This window comes from Phreatobacter cathodiphilus, assembly GCF_003008515.1.
Lineage (GTDB): Bacteria > Pseudomonadota > Alphaproteobacteria > Rhizobiales > Phreatobacteraceae > Phreatobacter > Phreatobacter cathodiphilus.
The window spans coordinates 2,955,001-2,976,807 of sequence record NZ_CP027668.1 but is presented as its reverse complement, the minus strand read 5'-3'; the positions used below and the strand labels follow the sequence as shown (position 1 = coordinate 2,976,807).

15 protein-coding genes (1 of these 15 only partly in view) are annotated in these 21,807 nt (G+C 69.7%); 7 read left to right on the top strand and 8 right to left on the bottom strand.

What is annotated here, in order from left to right:
• Positions 1-2 precede the first annotated feature (2 nt).
• The 3 genes from C6569_RS14325 to C6569_RS14315 form a co-directional block, all read right to left on the bottom strand.
• Positions 3-2,288, bottom strand: a complete 2,286-nt coding sequence (locus C6569_RS14325; RefSeq protein WP_106749488.1) for an NADP-dependent malic enzyme — start codon at positions 2,286-2,288, stop codon at positions 3-5.
• A gap of 100 nt (positions 2,289-2,388) precedes the next feature.
• The gene (locus tag C6569_RS14320; RefSeq protein WP_245898345.1) at positions 2,389-3,525 is read right to left on the bottom strand and encodes a BaiN/RdsA family NAD(P)/FAD-dependent oxidoreductase; all 1,137 of its coding nucleotides are present in this window, start codon (positions 3,523-3,525) and stop codon (positions 2,389-2,391) included.
• A 50-nt stretch (positions 3,526-3,575) separates the two neighbouring features.
• Positions 3,576-4,295, bottom strand: a complete 720-nt coding sequence (locus C6569_RS14315) for a sterol desaturase family protein (protein ID WP_106749486.1) — start codon at positions 4,293-4,295, stop codon at positions 3,576-3,578.
• Positions 4,296-4,480: 185 nt separating this feature from the next.
• Between C6569_RS14315 and C6569_RS14310 the strand changes: the two genes are divergently transcribed.
• Positions 4,481-5,170 carry a nitroreductase gene (locus tag C6569_RS14310; protein ID WP_245898106.1) on the top strand — a complete coding sequence of 230 codons (690 nt, stop codon included), beginning with the start codon at positions 4,481-4,483 and terminating at the stop codon, positions 5,168-5,170.
• A 70-nt stretch (positions 5,171-5,240) separates the two neighbouring features.
• Here C6569_RS14310 and C6569_RS14305 read toward each other — a convergent pair whose 3' ends face one another.
• The 3 genes from C6569_RS14305 to C6569_RS14295 all read right to left on the bottom strand — a co-directional run bounded on the left by C6569_RS14305 (position 5,241) and on the right by C6569_RS14295 (position 9,098).
• The gene (locus C6569_RS14305; RefSeq protein WP_106749485.1) at positions 5,241-6,476 is read right to left on the bottom strand and encodes an ABC transporter substrate-binding protein; all 1,236 of its coding nucleotides are present in this window, start codon (positions 6,474-6,476) and stop codon (positions 5,241-5,243) included.
• A 64-nt stretch (positions 6,477-6,540) separates the two neighbouring features.
• Positions 6,541-8,241: an AMP-binding protein gene (locus C6569_RS14300; protein ID WP_342750230.1), complete on the bottom strand. Its 1,701-nt coding sequence runs from the start codon at positions 8,239-8,241 to the stop codon at positions 6,541-6,543.
• Between the two features lie 116 nt (positions 8,242-8,357).
• A complete protein-coding gene (locus tag C6569_RS14295) occupies positions 8,358-9,098 on the bottom strand; it encodes a TetR/AcrR family transcriptional regulator (protein ID WP_106749483.1) in 741 nt (246 codons plus the stop codon).
• Between the two features lie 188 nt (positions 9,099-9,286).
• Here C6569_RS14295 and C6569_RS14290 point away from each other — a divergent pair, with 188 nt between their 5' ends.
• Positions 9,287-10,906, top strand: coding sequence for an AMP-binding protein (locus C6569_RS14290; RefSeq protein WP_106749482.1), 1,620 nt, complete (start codon positions 9,287-9,289; stop codon positions 10,904-10,906).
• A 36-nt stretch (positions 10,907-10,942) separates the two neighbouring features.
• A complete protein-coding gene (locus C6569_RS14285) occupies positions 10,943-14,215 on the top strand; it encodes an acetyl-CoA carboxylase family protein (RefSeq protein WP_106749481.1) in 3,273 nt (1,090 codons plus the stop codon).
• A 3-nt stretch (positions 14,216-14,218) separates the two neighbouring features.
• Here the strand turns inward: C6569_RS14285 and C6569_RS14280 are convergent, their stop codons facing one another.
• The gene (locus C6569_RS14280; protein ID WP_106749480.1) at positions 14,219-15,019 is read right to left on the bottom strand and encodes an MOSC domain-containing protein; all 801 of its coding nucleotides are present in this window, start codon (positions 15,017-15,019) and stop codon (positions 14,219-14,221) included.
• Positions 15,020-15,354: 335 nt separating this feature from the next.
• Between C6569_RS14280 and clpB the strand changes: the two genes are divergently transcribed.
• The 4 genes from clpB to trmFO all read left to right on the top strand — a co-directional run bounded on the left by clpB (position 15,355) and on the right by trmFO (position 21,704).
• Positions 15,355-17,952, top strand: a complete 2,598-nt coding sequence (gene clpB / locus C6569_RS14275) for an ATP-dependent chaperone ClpB (RefSeq protein WP_106749479.1) — start codon at positions 15,355-15,357, stop codon at positions 17,950-17,952.
• Between the two features lie 93 nt (positions 17,953-18,045).
• Positions 18,046-19,971 carry a hypothetical protein gene (locus C6569_RS14270; RefSeq protein ID WP_106749478.1) on the top strand — a complete coding sequence of 642 codons (1,926 nt, stop codon included), beginning with the start codon at positions 18,046-18,048 and terminating at the stop codon, positions 19,969-19,971.
• The gene (locus C6569_RS21750; RefSeq protein WP_146144811.1) at positions 19,968-20,243 is read left to right on the top strand and encodes a hypothetical protein; all 276 of its coding nucleotides are present in this window, start codon (positions 19,968-19,970) and stop codon (positions 20,241-20,243) included. The genes C6569_RS14270 and C6569_RS21750 overlap by 4 nt, the downstream gene beginning before the upstream one ends.
• A gap of 45 nt (positions 20,244-20,288) precedes the next feature.
• Positions 20,289-21,704, top strand: coding sequence for a methylenetetrahydrofolate--tRNA-(uracil(54)-C(5))-methyltransferase (FADH(2)-oxidizing) TrmFO (gene trmFO / locus C6569_RS14265; RefSeq protein WP_106749477.1), 1,416 nt, complete (start codon positions 20,289-20,291; stop codon positions 21,702-21,704).
• A 3-nt stretch (positions 21,705-21,707) separates the two neighbouring features.
• On the opposite strand, the gene C6569_RS14260 is transcribed toward trmFO, so the two are convergent.
• Positions 21,708-21,807 carry the final stretch of a M23 family metallopeptidase gene (locus C6569_RS14260; protein WP_106749476.1) on the bottom strand. The gene runs 1,838 nt beyond the window's last position, so the window shows 100 of its 1,938 coding nt (coding positions 1,839-1,938); its start codon lies off the right edge, out of view; it ends in the stop codon at positions 21,708-21,710.

The window sequence follows — 21,807 nt, the reverse complement described above, 5'->3', positions numbered from 1 at the left end:
CCTCAGCCGCCGATATTGTAGGCCGCCAGCGCCGCCATGTTGACGAGGTCGGAATCGCGCGCGCCGAGCGGCACGATCTGCACCGGCTTGTCGAGGCCCACCAGCAGCGGACCGATGACGGTGGCGCCGCCCAGCTCCTGCATCATCTTGGTGGAGATGGAGGCGGAGTGGAAGGCCGGCATGACCAGGACGTTGGCCGGGCCGGTGAGGCGGCAGAACGGATAGGCCTGCATCAGCTCCGGATTGAGGGCGACGTCGGCGGACATCTCGCCGTCGTACTCGAAGTCGACCCGGCGCTGGTCGAGGATCTTCACCGCCTCTATGACCTTCTCGGACCGCTCGCCCTTGGGCTGGCCGAAGGTGGAGAAGGCGAGGAGGGCCACCCGCGGCTCGGTGCCGAGGCGGCGCGCCGCATGGGCGGCCTCGATGGCGATCTCGGCGAGGTCGGCGGCGGACGGCATCTCGGTGATGGCGGTGTCGGCGACCAGCACCGTGCGCCCGCGCGAGAGCACGATGGACACGCCGATGAGCCGGTGGCCGGGCTTCACGTCGATGACGCGCCGCACCTCCTCGAGGGCGGAGGAATAGTTGCGGGTGACGCCGGTGACCATGCCGTCGGCGTCGCCCGCCTCCACCATGGCGGCGCCGAAGACGTTGCGGTCCTGGTTCACCATGCGCTGGCAGTCGCGGTAGAGGTAGCCCTCGCGCTGCAGCCGCTCGTAGAGCTGGCTGGCATAGTCGGCATTGCGGGTGGAGAGCCGGGCATTGGCGATCTCGATGCCGTCCTTCAGCTCGATGCCGGCGGCCTGGGCGGTGGCGCGCACCCGGTCCTCGCGGCCGACGAGGATGGCCGTGCCGAGGCCCTGGTTGACGAAGCTCTGGGCGGCGCGGATCACCTGCTCCTCCTCGCCCTCGGCGAAGACGACGCGGCGCGGCGTGCGGCGGGCACGTTCGAAGATGCGGGCGAGGACGCCGGCGACGGGGTTGAGGCGGGCGGTGAGCTGGGCCTTGTAGCCGGCCATGTCGACGATGGGCCGGCGGGCGACGCCGGTCTCCATGGCGGCCTGGGCGACGGCAGTCGGCACGGCGATCATCAGGCGCGGGTCGAAAGGCACGGGGATGATGTATTCCGGCCCGTATTTCGGCCGGCCGCCGCCATAGGCCGCCGCCACATCGTCCGGAACGTCCTCGCGCGCGAGGGCGGCGAGCGCATTCGCGGCGGCGATCTTCATCTCCATGTTGATCTGCGTGGCGCGCACGTCGAGGGCGCCGCGGAACAGGAAGGGGAAGCCGAGGACGTTGTTGACCTGGTTGGGATAGTCGGAGCGGCCGGTGGCGACGATGGCGTCGGAGCGCACCGCATGGACCTCCTCCGGCGTGATCTCCGGGTCCGGATTGGCCATGGCGAAGATGATCGGCTTCGGCGCCATGGACATGACCATCTCGGGGGTGAGGGCGCCCTTCACGGACAGGCCGAAGAAGACGTCGGCGCCCTTCACCGCCTCTGCGAGGGTGCGCGCGTCGGTCGTCACGGCGTGGCCGGACTTCCACTGGTTCATGCCCTCGGTCCGGCCGCGCCAGATCGTGCCCTTGGTGTCGCACAGAATGACGTTCTCGGGCGTGAAGCCCATGGCCTTGAGGAGTTCGACGCAGGCGATGCCGGCGGCACCGGCGCCGTTGACGACGAGGCGCGTGGTCTTGATGTCGCGGCCGGTGAGATCCATGGCGTTGATGAGGCCGGCGGCGGCGATGATGGCGGTGCCGTGCTGGTCGTCATGGAACACCGGGATGTCCATGAGCTCCTGCAGGCGCTGCTCGATGATGAAGCACTCGGGCGCCTTGATGTCCTCGAGGTTGATGCCGCCGAAGGAGGGGCCGAGATAGCGCACCGCCTCGATGATCTTGTCGGGGTCCTCGGTGTCGAGTTCGAGGTCGATGGAATCGACGTCGGCGAAGCGTTTGAAGAGGACGGCCTTGCCCTCCATCACCGGCTTGGAGGCGAGCGCACCGAGATTGCCGAGGCCGAGAATGGCGGTGCCGTTGGTGATCACCGCCACCATGTTGCCGCGGGTGGTGTAGTCGAAGGCGCGGGCCGGGTCCTCGGCGATGGCCAGCACAGGCACGGCGACGCCTGGCGAATAGGCGAGCGAGAGGTCGCGCTGCGTCGCCATCGGCTTGGTCGGGACGATTTCCAGCTTGCCGGGCTTGCCGACCTGGTGGAAGGCCAGCGCCTCCTGGTCCGTGATGGTCGGGCGGTTGCGTCGGCCGGTCGTGTTGTCGGTCGCCATGGCGGGTTCTTCTTGCAGCGTTCCTCGGAGGGGAGGGGGACCATAGGGTGCGTCCACCGGGACGGCAACGGGCCGTGAGGCGGAGAGGGGCTGCGCCCCGTCAGGCCGCCTGTCCCGCCGCCCAGCCCGACGACCAGGCCCACTGGAAATTGTAGCCGCCGAGCCAGCCGGTGACGTCCACCGCCTCGCCGACGAAGAAGAGGCCCGGCACGGCCTTCGCGGCCATGGTCTGCTGGTCGAGGCCGGCCGTGTCGACGCCGCCGAGGGTCACCTCCGCCGTGCGCCAGCCCTCGGTGCCCTCGGGGCGGATGCGCCAGGCGCTCACCGCCTGATCGATGCGGGCGAGCACCTTGTCGGAGCAGTCGGCGAGATTGCCGGTGATCCCCTCGGCCTCGACGATCGCCTGGGCGAGGCGCTTGGGGAGGATTTCGGCGAGGACGGTCTGCACCGCCTGGCGCCCGTGGCGGGCGCGGGCGGCGCGCAGGCCCTCGAGCACGTTCACGCCGGGGGCGAGGGACACGACGATATCCTCGCCGTCGCGCCAGTAACTGGAAATCTGCAGCACGGCGGGCCCCGACAGGCCGCGATGGGTGAAGAGCACGGCCTCGCGGAAGCGCGTCTTGCCGTGGCCGACCTCGGCCTCCTCCACCGCGATGCCGGCGAGGGGCGAGAGGCGGGCCAGCATGGCGGGGCCGAAGGTCAGCGGCACGAGGGCCGGCCGGGGCGGGACGACGGCGAGGCCGAAGCGCTCCGCGATGTCGTAGGCGAGGCCCGTGGCGCCCATCTTCGGAATGGACTTGCCGCCGGAGGCGACGACGAGCGAGGTGCAACGCACGTCCCGGCCCGACAGCCTGACGTCGAAACCCTCCTCGGTGCGGACGATGTCGTCGATGGCCGTGGACAGGCGAAGGACGGCGCCGGCGCGCTCCATCTCCTCCGTCAGCATGGCGATGATCTGCTTCGCCGAGCCGTCGCAGAAGAGCTGGCCCAGCGTCTTCTCGTGCCAGGCGATGCGGTGGCGGTCGACCAGGGCGATGAAGTCGTGCTGGGTGTAGCGGGCGAGCGCCGAAATGGCGAAGCGCGGGTTCTGCGACAGGAAGTTCTTCGGGGAGCAGCCGAGATTGGTGAAGTTGCAGCGCCCGCCGCCGGAGATGCGGATCTTCTCGCCCGGCGCGTCGGCGTGATCGACGACGAGGACGGAGCGCCCCCGCTTGCCCGCCTCGACGGCGCACATCATGCCGGCGGCGCCGGCCCCGATGACCAGGACGTCGACGGAGGGCGTGCGTATCACTCGGGGCGGGTCCGCCCGGCCGGCGGCGTCTCGTCGCGCTTGAGGTAGGGATAGCGGTCGGCGAATTCGCCCGTATAGCCGAGGTTGCGTGCGGTGGGTGACCGCGTCAGCGTCTTCTTGTCGACGATGCGGGTGCCGAGCACGCGGTCGGCGATGGCGCTGGTGATGCCGAAATTGCGGTTCTCGTCGACATAGTGGTGCAGGGCGTGCTCCTGCCGGCGCGCGGTGAAATAGCGCGAGCGCATGTCGCCATCCATGTGGCAGGCGAAATGGACGATCTCGTAGAAGGCGAAGAGGGCGAAGGCGATGGCCATCACGGGCGCGATCGGCCGGAGGCCGACGAGCCAGGAGAGGCCCGCCACCACCGACACGAGAAGCACGACGCTCGCCGGGTGGGCGAGGATCACCCGCGTGTCCTTGGGGTCCATGTGGTGGGCGTAGTGGACACGGTTCCAGAACTGCGCGGTGGGCGAGGTGCGGGCGAGGTCGAGCCAGTGCAGGACGTATTTGTGGGTGACGAACTCGACGGCCGGCAGAAGGGCAATGCCGATGAGCGCCGAGGCCAGCGTCCACAGGATGCCGGCCGTGACGACGGAATAGACGAAGAAGACGGCGGCGAGCGCTGAATAGAGCAGGACGGCGCCGCGGGCGTCGGGGTGGCGCAGCACGGCGAACGCGTCGGCGGCCAGCGCCCGGATTTCCTGGGTCAGGGTCATGGGGTGCGTCTCGGATGGGGATCAGCGGCGGCGGCCCCGGTATCCTCCTCTAACCCATCGATCGTGGCGAGGGGAAGGCACTCCGCCGTGATCGGCCGCCGCGACGACGGCATGCCGAACGGCGGATGGCGGAAGGGCCGGCGAGCGGAGACGATGGCCTATCGACGCACGAGCCTCCGAGACCGATGACCAGCCCCCTGCCGACCGACGCCGAAGCTTTCGACCGCCTGATGGGCGCGCGCCATTCCTGCCGGGCCTTCCTGCCCGAGCCGATCCCGCGGGAGACGATCGAGGCGATCCTTTCGACCGCCCAGAAGACCGCCTCCTGGAACAACACCCAACCCTGGCAGGTGGTGATCGCCAGCGGTGCCGCGGTGGAGCGGTTCCGCGCGCTGATGCTCCAGCTCGCGTCCAGCGGGGCCGAGCCGACGAGCGACTTTCCCTTCCCGCGCGAATATCGCGGCGTGCTGCTGGAGCGGCGCCGGGCCTGCGGCTTCCAGCTCTACGACGCGGTCGGCGTACAGCGCGGCGACAAGGCCGCCTATGCCCGGCAGAGCTTGCGAAACTTCGCGCTGTTCGACGCGCCGCACGTGGCCATCGTCACCACCGACGAGGCGCTCGGCGCCTACGGGGCGCTCGACTGCGGCGCCTATGTCAGCAACTTCATGACGGCGGCCACCGCCCATGGGGTCGCCACCATCGCCCAGGCGGCGCTGGCGGTTCATGCGGGCGCCATCCGCACGCATTTCGGGATTGCCGAGGAGCAGCGCGTCGTCTGCGGCATCTCCTTCGGCCGGGCCGACACCGCGGCCCCCGTCAACGGCTACCGCACGGTGCGCGCGGGTCTGGCTGAGGTCGTGCGCTGGGAGGAGTGAGCCGTCCGGCGAACGGAAACGGGCGCCGGAGGGATGCTCCGGCGCCCGTGCTGTCGTCGGGAGGCGTCGCTTACTGCGTGCGCAGCAGCGGGCACTGGCTCTGGGCCACCGGCGTGAAGGCCTGGTCGCCGGGCACGCGCTGGACGATCTTGAGGAGATCCTCCGGATTCTGCATCTCGGCCGGAGCCTTGGCCTCGGCGTAGAGGACCTCGCGCATCAGGCGGCCGTCGGCGCGGATGCGGGCGCCGCGGGTGAAGACGTCCTCCACCGGCATCTCGCGCATCTTGGCGAGCACCGGGCCGGTCTCGATCGTGCCTGCCGCAGCGACGGCGCGCAGATAGTGCCGCACGGCGCTGTAGACGTTGGCCTGGGGGTCCGTCGGCAGGCGGCCGACCTCGCGCTTGAAGCGGTCGGCGAAGGCGCGCGTCTCGGCGTTCTCGCCCCAGTAGTAGGAGAGCACGACGGGCATGCCCTGGGTCGCCTGGGCGCCCACCGCCTGGATGTCCACCGTGGTCATGGAGAAGGGCACGTAGCGCTGGCCGGCGGCGCGGATGCCGAACTCGTCGGCCTGCTTGACCGAGTTGATCATGTCGGAGCCGCCGCCGATGAAGCCGATGTTCTTGGCGCCCGAGGCCTGGGCGCGCAGGAGGAAGGACGAGAAGTCGGCGGTGCCGAGCGGGAAGCGAACCGCGCCGAGGACCTTTCCGCCGGCGGCCTCGATCATCTTGGTCGCGTCGGCCTCGATGCCGTGGCCGGCGGCGTAGTCGACGGTGAGGAAGTACCAGGTGTTGCCACCGGTGGCGTGGGCGCCCTTCACGGTGAGGTTGGAGACGACGTAGCCGTCATTGGCCCACTGCATGCCGTGGGTGGAGCATTGGGCGCCACCGATGAGGCTGGACGAGGCCATGGAGACGACGAGCAGCCGGTCCTTGTCCTGCGCCACCTTCTGGATGGCGAGGGCGACGCCGGAGGAATAGATGTCGAAGATCGCCCGGACACCCTGGACGTCGTACCACTCGCGCGCGAGCGCGGAGCCGAGGTCCGGCTTGTGCTGGTGGTCGGCGGAGAGCACCTCGACCGGGCGGCCGAGGACGGTGCCGCCGAGCTCCTGCACCGCCATGCGGGCGGCGGCGACGGAGCCCGGACCGGTGATGGCGGAATAGGGGCCGCCCATGTCGTTGAGAATGCCGATGCGGATGGGGCCGCCCTGCTGGGCGCCGGCGGGCGCCGCGAGCGGCAGGGACAGGATCGCGGCCGCGAGGGCGAATGCGGCGGGCCTCAGGCCTTTGCCGGACAGGAATGTCATGGGTGTCCTCCTTGCCGGCCGTGCCGGCTATCGTTGATCGTTGGCCCCGATGGTCGGGGAAATGTCAGAGCAGGGCTTTCAGCTGCTCCTTCTTGACCTTGCCGGTCTCGGTCATCGGCAGGGCATCGACGAAGCGGATTTCGGGGCGCTTGTAGGAGGACATCATCGTGCCCACCCAGTCGGCGAAGGCCGTCTGGCCGGCGGGGTTGCGCTGGTCCTCCGGCAGCCAGACGAAGGCGACGGGAACCTCGCCCTTGGCCTCGTCCGGCCGGCCGATGACGCCGGAGCCGAGGAGGCCGGGATACTGGCCGAGGATCGCCTCGAGCTCGCCGGGGAAGACGCTCATGCCGTTGACCTTGAGCATCTCCTTGCGGCGCCCGAGGAAGTGCAGGATGCCGTCCTCGTCGTAGAGGCCGATGTCGCCGGTGTGGAACCAGCCGGCGCGGAACACCTCGCCGTTGGCCTCCGGGCGGTTCCAGTAGCCCTTGAAGAGCGAGGGCGAGCGGATGCAGATCTCGCCCTCCTCGCCGAGGGGCTTGAGCGCGCCGGTCTCGAAGTCGCAGATCTTGAACTCGGTGCCGGGAACGGGAAAGCCGACGAAGACCGGCTGGGAGTTGAGGTCGAAATCGTCCGCGTCCAGCCCGTAGTTCATGGTGTCGCAGGTGTGGGTCTCGGTCATGCCCCAGGCGACCTCGCGGATGGTCGAGCCCGTCACCTCGCGCCAGCGGCGGCGCAGGTCGGGGTTCAGCTTCTTGACGAAGGAGACGCCGCCGGTGCGTTCGAGGCTGGTGAGGTCGTAGTTCGGCAGGTCCGGGTGGTCGAGGATGTCGACGGCGCCGTCGACCAGGAAGCTCGCATGGGTGACGCGGAAGCGGTCGATCGCCGCCATGGAGGCGACGGGATCCCAGCGGTTGAGGAGGACGCAGGTGCAGCCGGCGAAGATGGGGAAGATGACGCCGAAGACCTCGCCGGCGACCCAGAAGACCGGCAGGTAGCAGAGATAGGTCGAGTCCTTCGTCGTGCCGAGGGAGAAGGGCACGGTGGTGGCCGCCGTGTAGACCATGTCCCCTTGCGTGTGGATGCAGCCCTTGGGCATGCCGGTGGTGCCGCCGGTATAGTTGAGGGCGGCGATGTCGTCGGGGGAGACCGGCTCTGGCGGCGTGAAGGGGCCGGTGAAGGCGGCGAGCGCGGCCATCATGTCGATGGTGCCATCGGGCACGCATTTCGGCACCGACAGGGAGGCCGGAGCGGGGATGGCGGGAACGGCCGGCGCGGCCTCGGCGAGCGAGGTGACGATGACGTGCTTCACGCTCGTCTTCGGCAGGACTTCGGCGACGGTGTCCCAGAGCTGATCGAGGGCGAGCAGGACGGTGGCGCCGGTGTCGGTGAGCTCGTAGGCGAGCTCCGGCGCCTTGAACATCGGGTTCACCGGCACGTGGACCGCGCCGAGCTTGAGGATGCCGTAGAAGGCGACGAGGAATTGCGGGCAGTTGGACAGGAAGACCGCGACGCGGTCGCCCTTCCGAACGCCGAGCGAGTGCAGGAGCTGCGCGAAGGCGTCGCTCCGGCGGTGGAGCTCGGCGAAAGTGGTGATGGCGCCGTAGAAGTTCACCGCCGCCTTGTCCGGCTGGACCCCGGCCCAGCGGGCGAGGTGCTCGGTCAGCAGCACGGGCCCGAAGGGATATTGCGGCTCGCGCGGCAAGTCCTTCGGCCAGCGGCGATCCTGCACCGCCGACACCATGGCGAGATAGGCCTTCTCGTCCAAGCGATCCTCCACCGCAGGTTTTTTTCGTTGGAGGTCAGGCTGACGCCGTCAGGCCATAAAATCAATAGCCCTATTGATTGTTGCGGGTGGTGGGCCCATCCGTCTCCCGACGGATGTCAGGAGGCCGCGGCGCCGGTCGACCCGCCAGGCGGGACGGTGGGGCGCGCCAGCAGGCCGTTGAACAGGATGTCGACGATGGTGTCGGCGAAGGAGCGGATGCGGTCCGGCGCGGTGAGGTCGACGGCGTACATGTCCTCGACGATGGCGTGGAGGGCGAAGCTGAGCGAGGCGGCCGAGGTGATGGCGTTGGTGACGTCGTGGATCGGGCGGCGCGGAATGGCGCCGGCGTCCATGGCCTCGCGCAGCGCCTGGTCGAAGACGCCGAAGCCGGGGGCGAGATAGGTCTCCACCAGCCAGGCGAGCCGCGGGCTGCGGGTGGTGCCCTCGTGGACGACGATGCGGACATAGTCGGGGTTCTCGGCATTGGCCTCGACGAGGCGGCGGATCAGCACCTTCAGCTTCTCCACCGGATCGAGCCCGGCGAGGTCGCGGGCCGTGGCGCGGAACAGGCGGCCGCGCTGGCGCATCAGCCGGCGCATCGCCTCCTCCCACAGCTTCGACTTCGAGCCGAAATGGTAGTGCACCATGGACTGGGTGAGGCCGGCCGCCTCGGCGATCTGGCCGGTGGTGACCGTCTCGAATCCGTGGCGGGCGAAGAGGGCGATGGAGGCGTCGAGGAGCAGGTCGCGGGTGGGATCGCGGCCCTCGCGCTCGGCGAGCTTCGGACGACCGGGCGGTCGGCGGCGCGGCGCGCGCGTGGCGGGGGTCGGGGCGGCCCTCTTGTCGGCGCTGGTCATGGATGCTGGACTGCAGCCTCGGTGGTTGCACGGGAGGCCGGATGCTATCAGCCGGACGGACGAGCACAATAATTATTTAGTCTATTGATTTTGACCGCCGGGCCCCTCAGCATCGGACTGCGAGGGGCCGCCTCAGGCCCTCGACGGCCCAAAGACCCCCGGAACGGGGCATGACGGGAGGAAACGCGATGACCGTCGGCGGTGTGCCCGACCGAGACAGCTGCGTTCTGTCGAACCTCATCGACCGCCACGCGGCGGCGACGCCCGACAAGGCTTTCGTCGTGCTGCCGGACGGCGGCGCGGTCAGCTACGCGCGGCTGCGCGCGGAGGTGCGCGCCATGGCGCGGGCGCTGCAGGACCTCGGCGTGCAGCAGGGCGAGCACGTGCTCGTCTGGATGCCGAACGGCCTCGACGTGCTGCGGGTCTGGTTCGCCATCAACTATGCCGGCGCCGTCTATGTGCCGATCAACACGGCCTATCGCGGCGGCATTCTCGAACACGTGGTGCGCAATTCCGGCGCCCGCCTGATGATCGCCCATGGCGGGCTCGCCGGCCGCCTCGCCGACATCGATCGCTCGGCGCTGGAGCGCGTCGTGGTGCTGGGCGGCGAGCGCCCCGACGTTCCCGGCCTCGACGTGCTCGGCGCCGAGGCGCTCGCCAGCGACGGCGAGGTGAAGCCGCTTTCCCGTCCCGTCGAGGCCTGGGACACCCAGTCCATCATCTACACCTCGGGCACGACCGGCCCGTCGAAGGGCGTCCTGTCCTCCTATGCCCATCTCCACGCCATGGGCACCTCGCTCGCCGCCGAGCGCGACGGCACGCCCTTCGTCGGCGCCGACGACCGCTTCATGGTCAACCTGCCGATGTTCCATGTCGGCGGTACGGCCCCGACCTATGCCATGCTCGCCTGCGGTGGCTCGATCAGCCTGCTCGACGCCTTCGAGACCTCCACCTTCTGGCAAACCGTCGAGGCGACCGGCACGACGGCGGTGATCCTGCTCGGCGTCATGGCCTCCTTCCTGATGAAGGAGCCGGTGCGGCCGGGCGAGCGCGACACGCCGCTCGCCAATGTCATCATCATCCCGCTCGGGGCGGAGGGCGTCGCCTTCCGCGAGCGCTTCGGCATGACGACGCGCACGCTCTTCAACATGAGCGAGGTGTCCTGCCCGCTCATCGCCGAGCCGAACCCGACCGTCGTCGCCACCTGCGGCAAGCCCCGCAAGGGGGTGCAACTCCGCCTGGTCGATGCCCACGACGTGGAGGTGGCGCCGGGCGAGATCGGCGAGCTCGTCATCCGCACCGACGCGCCCTGGGCGCTGAACCACGGCTACAACGCGAATCCGGAGGCCACGGCCGCCGCCTGGCGCAACGGCTGGTTCCACACGGGCGATGCCTTCCGCACCGATGCCGACGGCAACTACTTCTTCGTCGACCGTTTCAAGGACGCCATCCGCCGGCGCGGCGAGAACGTCTCGTCCTTCGAGGTGGAGCTGGAGGTGGCGGCCCATCCGGCGGTGCGCGAGGCGGCGGCGGTGGCGGTGCCGAGCGAATTCGGTGAGGACGACATCCTGGTTGCGGTGTCGCTCGCCGAGGGGCAGAGCCTCGACCCGGCGGACCTCATCGCCTTCCTTAAGCCCCGCATGGCCCATTTCATGGTGCCGCGCTATGTGCGCATCGTTGACGACCTGCCGAAGACGCCGACCCGCAAGGTCGAGAAATATCTCGTCCGCCAGTCCGGCCTCACCCCCGATACCTGGGACCGCGAGGCTGCCGGCATCTCCATTCGGCGCGAGAAACTGGCCGGCTGAGGCCGCGCCCCTTCCTTCCAGAAGCGAAAGCTCCGCATGTTCCAGAAAGTGCTGATCGCCAACCGTGGCGAGGTCTCCATCCGGGTGGCGCGGGCGCTGGCCGATCTCGGCATCGCCTCGGTGGCGGTCTATTCCTCCGACGACAAGGCCTCGCTGCACGTGGTGCGCGCCGACGCGGCCGTCGCGCTGCCGGGCGCGGGTGCCGCCGCCTATCTCGACATCGCCGCGGTTGTCGCGGCGGCGGTGGAGGCGGGTTGCGAAGCGGTGCATCCCGGCTACGGCTTCCTGTCGGAGAATGCGGATTTCGCCCGGGCCTGTGCGGCGGCCGGCCTGACCTTCATCGGCCCCGCGCCGGAGACCCTCGCCCTGTTCGGCGACAAGGCCGCCGCCCGCCGGCTGGCGGCGGAGGTCGGCGTGCCGCTGGCCGAGGGCACCTCTGGCGCGACGACGCTTGCCGAGGCCGAGGCCTTCATGGCGTCCCTCGGCGGCCGGCCGGTCATGGTCAAGGCGCTCGCCGGCGGCGGCGGCCGCGGCATGCGCGTCGTCGACGACGCGTCCGGCCTCGCGGACGCCTTTCTCCGCGCGGGATCGGAGGCGAAGGCCGCCTTCGGCTCCGACGCGCTCTATGTCGAGGAACTGATCCGGCCGGCGAAACACGTAGAGGTGCAGATCCTCGGCGATGCGGGCGGTGCGGTGATGCATTTGCTCGAGCGGGAATGCAGCCTGCAGCGTCGCCATCAGAAACTCATCGAGATCGCTCCCGCGCCGGGTCTCGGCCCCGCATTGCGCGAGGCGATCTTCGCCGCGGCGGTGTCGCTCGCCCGCGCCGCGCAGGTGCGCACGCTGACGACGGTGGAATTCCTCGTCGACGAGGCCGCCGGCCGCTTCGTCTTCATGGAGGCCAATCCGCGCCTTCAGGTGGAGCACACGGTGACCGAGGAGATCACTGGCGTCGATCTCGTCCAGACGCAGATCCGCCTCGCGGCGGGCGAGACGCTGGCCGCTCTCGGCCTGTCGCAGGAGAGGGTGAGCGCCCGCGGCACGGCGGTGCAGCTGCGCGTCAACATGGAGCGCATGGCCGCCGACGGCAGCGCTACCCCGACCGGCGGCACGCTCGCCGCCTTCGATCCGCCGGGAGGGCCGGGTATCCGCGTCGAGACCTTCGCCCATGCCGGCTATCGCACGGTGACGAGCTTCGACTCGCTGCTCGCCAAGGTCATCGCCCACGCACCGTCCGGCGACTGGCGCGCCGCGGCAGCCAAGGCCTTCCGGGCGCTGGCCGAGTTCCGCATCGAGGGCGTCGAGACCAATCTTTCCGTGCTGCAGGCCCTGCTGGCGGACGATGACGTGCTGGCGGCTCGGGTCGACACCGCCTACGTCGAAAGGAACGCGGCGCGGCTGATCGCGACGCCGCGGGTGACGCGGTTCGCGGCGGGGGCCGCGGGGCCCGCCATGGCGAAGCTCGCAGCCTCCCGCCCCGAGGGCACCGAGCCGGTGGCGGCACCGATGAGCGGGCGCATCGTCTCCATCGACGTCGCCGAGGGCGAGGCGGTGGCCGCGGGCCGGCAGGTCGCCGTCATCGAGGCGATGAAGATGGAGCACGTGGTGCTGGCGGAACGCGCCGGCATCGTCCGCGCCCTGCCGCTGAAGGCCGGAGATCAGGCCGATGCCGGCGAGGCGCTGGCCTTCCTCGAACCCGCCGACATCGCCGCCGAGGCCGGGGAGACCGGGGCGGGGGATGCCCACGGGGCCATCCGTGCCGATCTCGCCGAAGTCCTCGACATGCACGACGCGCTCCAGGACCATCGCCGCCCGAAGGCCGTGGCGCGGCGGCGCAAGACCGGCCAGCGCACGGCGCGCGAGAACATCGCCGACCTCTGCGACGACGGCAGTTTCATGGAATACGGCGCCCTGGCGCTGGCGGCCCAGCGCCGCCGCCGCAGCCTCGAGGAGCTGCGCGAGATGAGCCCGGCAGACGGGCTGATCTGCGGCGTCGGCACGGTCAATGCCGGCCTGTTCGGCGAGGAGGCCGCCCGCTGCATGGCGATGACCTACGACTACACGGTCTTCGCCGGCACCCAGGGCTTCATGAACCACAAGAAGATGGACCGGATGTTCCGCCTGGCGGAGGAGCAGCGCCTGCCCATCGTCGTCTTCGCCGAGGGCGGGGGAGGGCGGCCGGGCGAGACCGACTACATGGGCGTCGCCGGGCTCGACGTGCCGACCTTCCGCATGCTCGCCGGCCACAGCGGGCGGGCGCCGACGGTCGCCATCGTCTCCGGCCGCTGCTTCGCCGGCAACGCCGCGGTCGCCGGCTGCTGCGACGTCATCATCGCCACCGAGAACGCCAATCTCGGCATGGGCGGCCCCGCCATGATCGAGGGCGGGGGCCTCGGCGTCTTCACGCCCGAGGAGGTCGGGCCGATGGCGGTACAGGTGCCGAACGGCGTGGTCGACCTGCTGGTGAAGGACGAGGCGGAGGCGGTGGCTGCGGCCAAGCGCTACCTCGCCTATTTCCAGGGGCCGGTGGCGGAGTGGACCGCCGCCGATCAGGAACGGCTGCGCGCCGCCATCCCGGAAAACCGGCTGCGTGCCTACGACATCCGCGCGGTGATCGACCTCCTCGCCGACGCGGGCTCGGTGATGGAACTGAGGGCCGCCCACGGCGTCGGCATGATCACCGCCCTGATCCGGGTCGAGGGCCGGCCGATGGGGCTCATCGCGAACAATCCGCGACACCTCGGCGGCGCCATCGACGCCGAGGGCGCCGAGAAGGGCGCCCGCTTCCTCGAACTCTGCGAGGGCTACGGCCTGCCGGTCCTCTCCCTCTGCGACACGCCCGGCTTCATGGTGGGGCCGCCGGCGGAGGAGACGGCGCTGGTGCGGCGGGTTTCGCGGCTGTTCCTGTCGGGGGCGACGCTCACCGTGCCGCTGATGACCATCGTGCTGCGCAAGGGCTACGGGCTCGGCGCCCAGGCCATGGCGGCGGGCTCGTTCCAGGCGCCGGTCTTCATCGTCTCCTGGCCCACCGGCGAGTTCGGCGGCATGGGCCTCGAAGGGGCCGTCAGGCTCGCCTACCGCAACGAACTCGCCGCCATCGCCGACCCGGCCGAGCGCGAGGCGACCTACCAGCGCCACGTCGCCGAGCTCTACCAGAAGGGCAAGGCGGTCAACATGGCGGCCTTCCTGGAGATCGACGGCGTCATCGACCCGGCGGAATCCCGCCACTGGATCATGCGGGCGCTGAAGTCGGCGGCGCCGGTCGAGAAGGGCCCGGCCAAGCGCCGGCCCTTCATCGCACCGCGCTAGCCGTCAGAACGCGACGCCCGCCGCGTCCTCGTCGGTGATCTTCAGCGTGTCGCCGACGGCGATGCGCCCGCCCTGGGCGACGGCGCAATAGATGCCGCAGTCGGCATGGCCGTAGCTGCGCATCAGCACGGCGGGGATCATCAGGTCGCGCACGGCGGTGGCCGGGTTGACGGTCGTCGCGGCGCAGCGCTCGGTGCGCTTCAGGCCACGCAGGGCGGCGCCGCCGAGGGTGATGCGCTTGCCGACCCAGTCGAACTCGGAGAAGGCCGGCACGCCGTCGATGTAGATGTTGGCACGGAAGCGGATGGGATCGATGGACATGCCCGTCTCCGTCTCCAGCGCGCGGACGCTGGCGAGGTTGATGATCGAGACGAAGCCGGAGCGCGAATCCATGAAGCGGAAGCCGGGCGGGCCCTCCAGCACCTTCGGCGCGCCGGCGAGCTCCTTGGCGAGGAACATGCGGAAGAAGTCCTCGATCGCGGCGCGGCCCTCCGGCGTCCGCAGATCGCCGCGGGCGACCTCGACCTCGTCGGTGACGATGGAGAGGGTGTGGCCGGCATCGTCGTAGCGCGTCTTCAGCTTCGCCAGCGCGGCCTGGCGGGCGAGGACGAGGAATTTCTGCTTCGGCTGGTGTTCGGGGTTCGCCGGGTCGAAGCCGGAGGGGCCGTTCTCCACGGCGAAAAGGCGGTCGCCGGGGAAATGGGCGCCGCCGGCCAGGGCGGCCTCGGTCAGCGGCTCGGCGGAGAGGCCCTTCACGGGATAGCGGTAGAGGGCGGTGATGCGGGCGGGGGCTGTGTCGGTCATGGCGGGAAGTGAGGCATAGCCTCCGCCGGGGTCAAGCGACGAAGACGCGGCTCAACCTTGCAAACACCGGCCGTCATCCCCGGCGAGCCCGCAGAGCGAGGGGCCGTGCGGGTGAGGGGGCGGCGCCGTTGCCGTGTCCGATCGTGTTCCCCGCCGGCGGTCCATGCCGGCCCGTTTGACCCGCCTCAAAAAGTCCGCCGCCCGCTCTTCTCACGGCCGCGTGAGGCCCCCATATCCGCGGCAAGCCGGTGCCTTCGGGGCCGGCAATCCAACGGTCGGACGTTTTCTTTCGGGCTCAGCGGAGACGAGAGGGACGGGCAAGGGAGTGACCTTTCATGAACATCGAGAAATACACCGAGCGCTCGCGGGGCTTCATCCAGTCGGCACAATCGCTGGCGCTGCGCGAGGGCCATCAGCAGTTCCTCCCCGAGCACCTCCTGAAGGTGCTGCTGGACGACACGGAGGGCCTCGCCGCCGGTCTCATCCGCCAGGCGGGCGGCCAGCCGCAGCTGGCGCTTCAGAAGACCGAGGAGGCGCTGAAGAAGATTCCGAAGGTGCAGGGCTCGGGAGCCGGCCAGGTCTATCTCGGCCAGGGGCTCGCCCGCGTCTTCGACACGGCCGAGAAGGCGGCCGAGAAGTACGGCGACAGCTTCGTCGCCGCCGAGCGGCTGCTGCTCGCGCTGGCGCTGGAGAAGGACACCGAGGCCGGCAAGGCGCTGGCCGCCGCCGGCGTCAACCCGCAGGCGCTGAATGCGGCCATCGAGGGCCTGCGCAAGGGCCGCAAGGCGGATTCGGCCTCCGCCGAGAACGCCTATGACGCGCTGAAGAAATATGCCCGCGACCTGACCCAGGCCGCCCGCGAGGGCAAGCTCGACCCGGTCATCGGCCGCGACGAGGAGATCCGCCGCACCATCCAGGTGCTGTCGCGGCGGACCAAGAACAATCCCGTGCTGATCGGCGAGCCCGGCGTCGGCAAGACGGCCATCGTGGAGGGCCTCGCGCTCCGCGTCGTCGACGGCGACGTGCCGGAGAGCCTGAAGGACAAGGCGATCCTCTCCCTCGACATGGGCTCGCTGATCGCCGGGGCGAAATATCGCGGCGAGTTCGAGGAGCGGCTGAAGGCCGTGCTGTCCGAGGTGACGTCCTCCGACGGCGGCATCGTGCTGTTCATCGACGAGATGCATACCCTCGTCGGCGCCGGCAAGGCGGACGGGGCGATGGACGCCTCGAACCTGCTCAAGCCCGCGCTCGCCCGCGGCGAGCTGCACTGCATCGGCGCGACGACGCTCGACGAGTATCGCAAGCACGTGGAGAAGGACCAGGCGCTCGCCCGCCGGTTCCAGCCGGTGTTCGTCGGCGAGCCGACGGTGGAGGACACGGTCTCGATCCTGCGCGGCCTCAAGGAGAAGTACGAACAGCACCACCAGGTGCGCATCACCGATTCGGCCATCGTCGCCGCGGCGACGCTGTCGAACCGCTACATCACCGACCGCTTCCTCCCCGACAAGGCCATCGACCTCGTCGACGAGGCTTCGGCGCGGCTGCGCATGCAGGTGGATTCCAAGCCCGAGGAACTGGACGAGCTCGACCGCCGCGTCATCCAGCTCAAGATCGAGCAGGAGGCGCTGAAGAAGGAGAGCGACACCGCCTCCCGCGACCGGCTGAAGCGGCTGGAGACGGACCTCGCCTCGCTCGAGGCGCAGTCCGCCGAGATGACCGCCCGCTGGAAGGCGGAGAAGGACAGCCTCGGACGTGCCGCCGAGATCAAGAAGCAGCTCGACGAGGCGCGCACGGCCCTCGCCAACGCCCAGCGCAAGGGCGACTGGGCGAAGGCGGGCGAGCTCTCCTACGGCACCATTCCGGGGCTGGAGAAGGAGCTGGCTTCGGTCGAGCAGCAGAACGAGCAGGCCATGGTGGAGGAGGCGGTCACCGCCGACCACGTCGCCCAGGTCGTCTCGCGCTGGACGGGCGTGCCCGTCGACAAGATGCTGGAGGGCGAGAAGGACAAGCTCCTGCGCATGGAGGACGAGATCGCCCGCCGCGTCGTCGGCCAGGGCGAGGCTGTGAAGGCCGTCTCGACCGCGGTGCGTCGCGCCCGCGCTGGCCTGCAGGACCCGAACCGGCCGATCGGCTCGTTCATGTTCCTCGGCCCCACCGGCGTCGGCAAGACCGAGCTGACCAAGGCGCTGGCCGAATTCCTGTTCGACGACGAGACCGCCATGGTCCGCCTCGACATGTCGGAATATATGGAGAAGCACTCGGTCTCCCGTCTCATCGGCGCGCCCCCCGGCTATGTCGGCTACGACGAGGGTGGGGCGCTGACGGAAGCGGTGCGGCGCCGGCCCTATCAGGTCGTGCTGTTCGACGAGATCGAGAAGGCGCACCCGGATGTGTTCAACGTGCTCCTGCAGGTGCTCGACGACGGGCGGCTGACGGACGGACAGGGCCGGACCGTCGACTTCCGCAACGTGCTGATCATCATGACCTCGAATCTCGGCTCGGAGCTCCTGGTCATGCAGGGCGAGAACGAGGAGGTGGATGCGGTGCGCGACGGCGTCATGTCGATCGTGCGCGGGCACTTCCGCCCCGAATTCCTCAACCGCGTCGACGAGATCATCCTCTTCGGCCGGCTGAAGCGGGAGCAGATGACCACCATCGTCGACATCCAGCTGAAGCGCCTGCAGAAGCTGCTCGACGAGCGCAAGATCGTCCTCGACCTCGACCCCGCCGCCAAGGCCTGGCTCGCCGACAAGGGATACGACCCCGCCTATGGCGCGCGCCCGCTGAAGCGCGTGATCCAGAAATACGTCCAGGATCCGCTGGCCGAGAAGATCCTCGGCGGCACCATCAAGGACGGCGACAGGGTCGGCGCCTCGGCCGCGGGCGATCGGCTGGTCTTCGAGCCGGCCGGCCAGGCGATGGCCGCCGAGTAACTACCGGCTGCACCGCATCGGGAATACAACCCTCTTGCCAGGCCGCCCGTTCGGATGTCCGATCGGGCGGCCTCGTGCTGTGGAGGGATGGGAATGGCTGACCCGACGCCGGTCGATAAGCAGCAGGAGAAGGCGGTTCCGCCGCCGGCGCCGCGCACAGCAGTCCTCGTGTTCCACGGCATCGGCGACCAGCGCCCGATGGAGACCATGCTGGGCGTGGCGAATGCCGTCCTGGGCGAGCCGGAGGATGCCGGCGCCATCGGCCGCTGGATCAAGCCCTATGTCGGCAAGGACGGCTTCTTCGACCTCAAGTCCGTGTCGACCAAGGCGATCGGCGGCGAGGGCCGGCGCTACGACTTCTTCGAGCTCTACTGGGCGGACCAGATGTCGGGAACCCGCCTCGTCGCCGTGCTGCTGTGGCTCTGCGACCTCGCCAAGCGCGATCGCAGCGCCCTGCCGCGCGACGCCACCTGGCTGTGGTATGCCGTTGTCGGCCTGATGACCGGGGCGATGATGGCCACGGTGCATCTCGCCTGGGTGATCGGCCTTACCCTGACCGGTACTTCGACAGCAGCCTTGCAGCAGCGTGCCGTCGAAGCGGCCGAGCCGGTCGCCGCCGCCTTTCTCGTCCTCGGCGCCGTCGCTTCGGTGGTCGCCGGGTTCTGTCTTGCCAAGGGGGTGCCGGCGGCGCTCGCCGTCTTCGCCGCGTTCGCGGTCCTCGCCTTCGTCGGGTACTGGAACGGCATCGTCCTCCTGACCCTCGTCCCGGTCCTGGCCGGCCTCTTCATCTTCCTCGGAACCCGCGCTGCCATCGGCGGCATGCTCGTCGTGGCGGGAGTGGCGCTCGGCATCGTTCTCTGGGGACCGTTCCTGTCGCTGACCGTCGGCATCCGTGCCGCAAGCGGCTCCGTCGTCGATGTCCAGACCGCCTTCGACCTCATATTCCTGACTGTGATGTTCAAGGCTGCCGCGCCTTGGCTCCTCGGCTTCCTGGCGCTGTTCCTCGCACTCGCGGCGATCTTTCTGGTGCCCTATGTCGGCGACTGCGCCCGCTACCTGCGCGACGCGCCGGACAACATCGAGGCGCGCAACCGTATTCGCCAACTGGGACTGGAGGTGCTGACGGATCTGCACCAGCGCCGGTCCGGCGGCCGGCCGCGCTACGACCGCATCGTCGTCGTCTCGCACAGCCTCGGCACCGTCATCGCCTACGACGTGCTGCGCGCCTTCTTCGTTAAGCAGATGTCGAGCCTGCAGCTGACGGACATGACGGCCGCAGCCCTCCGTCCGATCGACACCATGCCCGACGATGCCCTGCGCAAGACCACCTTCCGCCTCGCCGAGACTGACAGCGGCCTGACCTGGGAGCCGGAGAGCGGCCCGCGCGCGGGAACGGCGCTCACCTATCAGGCGGTGGTCCGCTGGGCCTTCGAGGTGTTCTGTCGCGAACAGCGGACAGGCTTTGCCAATGGCCTGACGGCCTCGCCGTGGCGCATCAGCGATTTCGTCACGCTGGGCAGCCCGCTCACTCTCGCCGCGCTGCTCTTGACCGATGACGGTGACCCGAAGACCCTGGGGAAGAAGGTAAAGCTCCGCGAATTCCCGGTGGCACCGCCGGCCGAGAGCCCCGGTGAGAAGGGCCGTGTCCTGTTTCGCGAGGGCAGTGCAGACGACAGGCACGTGCCGGACGTGCCTGAGCGCCTGCAGCATTCGGCGATGTTCGCACTGACCTGCTGGACCAATCTCTATTTTTCACAGCGCTTCGTCGTGAAGGGCGATTTCATCGGCGGGCCGATCAACGACAAGCTCTCCCCGGGGACGGTGAACGTGCCGCTGCGGACCACCCTCCTCGGCGGCTACTTCAACCACACCCATTACTGGAAGCGCGAACCGGGCAGGAAAGCCGAGACCGAGCACATCCGCGCGCTCGCCCTCGCAGTCCTCGGCGAGCCGGCCTTCCGCAGGGTGATCGCCGCGCGGGCTTCTCAGGCAGGAGTCCAGCAGGGAGAAAAGAAGTGAGGGATACGGACTATGCGAAGGAACTTGCGAGAGCGGATATTGGCGGTCACCGCATCGAGAGGCTTCTGATCAAATCGAAGAACGAAGAGGAAATCCGATTTTCCTGGTGGACGAATGGACGAATGGCCAACCGTCCATTGGACTTGTCCGAGGCCGGATTGCTGCCGCTGATGAAGGAGGCCATCCGGGAGCGGGTATTTTCGGACGCCTTTCTGCGCGATCTGCATTCCGCTCTCTATGATTGCCGACCGGTGCGCGCAGCGACGGATTGAGTGCCTTGCTTGCCGCCGAAGGCTCTGCGCCCTAGAAGTCCCCGCATGACCCAGATCGCCCCCATCCATGTCGTCGGCGGCGGCCTCGCCGGATCCGAGGCCGCCTGGCAGATCGCCGAGGCCGGCGTGCCCGTGGTGCTGCACGAGATGCGCCCGGTGCGCGGCACGGAGGCCCACAAGACCGAGGGCCTCGCCGAGCTCGTCTGCTCCAATTCCTTCCGGTCGGACGACGCCGAGACCAACGCCGTCGGCCTGCTGCATGCGGAGATGCGGCGTATGGGCTCGCTCATCATGCGCATGGGCGACGCCCATCAGGTGCCGGCGGGCGGCGCGCTCGCCGTCGACCGCGACGGCTTCTCGCAGGCGGTCACCGCGGCGCTCGAGGCCCATCCTCTCGTCACCATCGTGCGGGAGGAGGTCGCCGGCCTGCCGCCGGCGGACTGGGACAGCGTGATCATCGCAACGGGTCCGCTGACGTCTCCCGCGCTCGCCGCCGCCGTCGGGGGGCTCACGGGCGAGAAGGAGCTCGCCTTCTTCGACGCCATCGCGCCGATCGTCCATTTCGACTCCATCGACATGGACAAGGCCTGGTTCCAGTCGCGCTACGACAAGGCGGGGCCCGGCGGCACCGGCGCCGACTACATCAACTGCCCGCTGGACAGGGACCAGTACGAGGCCTTCATCGACGCGCTGCTGGCGGCGGAGAAGACCGAGTTCAAGGAGTGGGAGGGCACGCCCTATTTCGACGGCTGCCTGCCCATCGAGGTGATGGCCGAGCGCGGCCGCGAGACGCTGCGCTGGGGGCCGATGAAGCCGGTGGGCCTCACGAACAAGCACAATCCGACGGTCAAGGCCTATGCCGTCGTCCAGCTCCGCCAGGACAACAAGCTCGGCACGCTGTTCAACATGACCGGCTTCCAGACCAAGCTGAAATATGGCGAGCAGGCCGCGATCTTCCGCATGATCCCCGGTCTGGAAAAGGCCGAGTTCGCCCGGCTCGGCGGCATCCACCGCAACACTTATCTCAATTCGCCGAAGGTGCTGGACGAGACGCTGCGCCTCAAGGCCGAGCCGCGGCTGCGCTTCGCCGGCCAGATCACGGGATGCGAGGGCTATGTGGAGAGCGCCGCCATCGGCGGCATGGTCGGCCGCTTTGCGGCGGCCGAGCGGCTGGGGCTGGCTCCGGCCCTGCCGCCGGCGACGACCGCCCACGGCGCGCTGATCAACCACATCACCGGCGGGCACGTGGTGACCATCGACGAGGGGCCGCGCTCGTTCCAGCCGATGAACGTCAATTTCGGCCTGTTCCCGCCGGTCTCCGGCGTGCCGACCAAGGGGCCGGACGGCCAGCGGCTGAAGGGCTCGGCCAAGAGCCAGGCGCGCAAGAGGGTGCTAAGCGCGCGGGCGCTGGCCGATTTCGACGCCTGGCTCGGCGGCGCCGCGCGCATCGCCGCGGAATAGGCCTCAGCGCCCGGTCTGCGCCGTGACGCGGGTTTCGGCGCGGTCGCGGGTCATCAGGTTGTCGATGCGCTCGCGCTCGGTACGGAAGGCGGCGAGCGTCGGC

Excerpts from the sequence above, each read along its gene's own strand:
- C6569_RS14325 (WP_106749488.1), bottom strand. The coding sequence starts at position 2,288 with ATGGCGACCGACAACACGACCGGCCGACGCAACCGCCCGACCATCACG.
- C6569_RS14320 (WP_245898345.1), bottom strand. The coding sequence starts at position 3,525 with ATGATGTGCGCCGTCGAGGCGGGCAAGCGGGGGCGCTCCGTCCTCGTC.
- C6569_RS14315 (WP_106749486.1), bottom strand. The coding sequence starts at position 4,295 with ATGACCCTGACCCAGGAAATCCGGGCGCTGGCCGCCGACGCGTTCGCC.
- C6569_RS14310 (WP_245898106.1), top strand. The coding sequence starts at position 4,481 with ATGACCAGCCCCCTGCCGACCGACGCCGAAGCTTTCGACCGCCTGATG.
- C6569_RS14305 (WP_106749485.1), bottom strand. The coding sequence starts at position 6,476 with ATGACATTCCTGTCCGGCAAAGGCCTGAGGCCCGCCGCATTCGCCCTC.
- C6569_RS14295 (WP_106749483.1), bottom strand. The coding sequence starts at position 9,098 with ATGACCAGCGCCGACAAGAGGGCCGCCCCGACCCCCGCCACGCGCGCG.
- C6569_RS14290 (WP_106749482.1), top strand. The coding sequence starts at position 9,287 with ATGACCGTCGGCGGTGTGCCCGACCGAGACAGCTGCGTTCTGTCGAAC.
- C6569_RS14285 (WP_106749481.1), top strand. The coding sequence starts at position 10,943 with ATGTTCCAGAAAGTGCTGATCGCCAACCGTGGCGAGGTCTCCATCCGG.
- C6569_RS14280 (WP_106749480.1), bottom strand. The coding sequence starts at position 15,019 with ATGACCGACACAGCCCCCGCCCGCATCACCGCCCTCTACCGCTATCCC.
- clpB (WP_106749479.1), top strand. The coding sequence starts at position 15,355 with ATGAACATCGAGAAATACACCGAGCGCTCGCGGGGCTTCATCCAGTCG.
- C6569_RS14270 (WP_106749478.1), top strand. The coding sequence starts at position 18,046 with ATGGCTGACCCGACGCCGGTCGATAAGCAGCAGGAGAAGGCGGTTCCG.
- trmFO (WP_106749477.1), top strand. The coding sequence starts at position 20,289 with ATGACCCAGATCGCCCCCATCCATGTCGTCGGCGGCGGCCTCGCCGGA.